The sequence below is a fragment of the Frankia sp. CcWB3 genome (assembly GCF_977927595.1).
This window is the reverse complement of the sequence record NZ_CDWRCK010000329.1, coordinates 1,114-1,727: the sequence shown is the minus strand read 5'-3', so window position 1 is coordinate 1,727 and position 614 is coordinate 1,114. Positions and strand designations below refer to the sequence as shown.

Here is a 614-nt window from a genome sequence, read left to right as displayed (position 1 = left end):
TTTCGACTCCATAGGGATGCTGGCTGGGGTTCCGGTGATGACGGTGATCGCGGTGGCGGTGATTGCGATAACGGTTTGGGCGCTTGCCTGTACCCGTTTCGGTCGCTATAGTTATGCGACTGGTTCTGATCCTGTTGCCGGTGAGCGGGCGGGGATTAATGTCCGCGGCCATACTATGAAGATTTATGTGCTCGCGGGTCTTGCTTATGGCTTGGCCGCGTATCTGAATGTGGCGCGTTTTTCGACGACGACGATCGGTGGGCATGCTCCCGATGCGCTGAATGCGATCACCGGTGTTGCGCTTGGTGGTGTCAGTATTTTCGGTGGTTCGGGGAGTGCGGTCGGTGCTGCGATCGGGATTTTTGTCCCTGCTGTGCTGCAGAACGGTCTGGTTATTGTGCGGGTGCCTCCGTACTGGCAGCAGATCGCGATTGCCGTGGCGCTGGTCGGTGCTGTCTATGCCGATCTGGTGCGGCGCCGTACCAACCACCGTTAGCCATGGTTCCTGTTCCCGTTATGTAGTCGAGTAAGGAGACCCATGAGATTCTCACGTCAGGCCGTGCGAGCGGCTGTCTCGGTAACGATCTTGGGCGCGCTTTGGAGTCGAAATGAAA

The 614-nt window shown here is 57.8% G+C and carries 1 protein-coding gene; it reads left to right on the top strand.

The features are described 5' to 3' along the window. The coding region (locus ACY5KJ_RS18500) for an ABC transporter permease (RefSeq protein ID WP_462203954.1) at positions 1–496 on the top strand (496 nt) is incomplete at its 5' end. Positions 497–614: the final 118 nt, after the last annotated feature.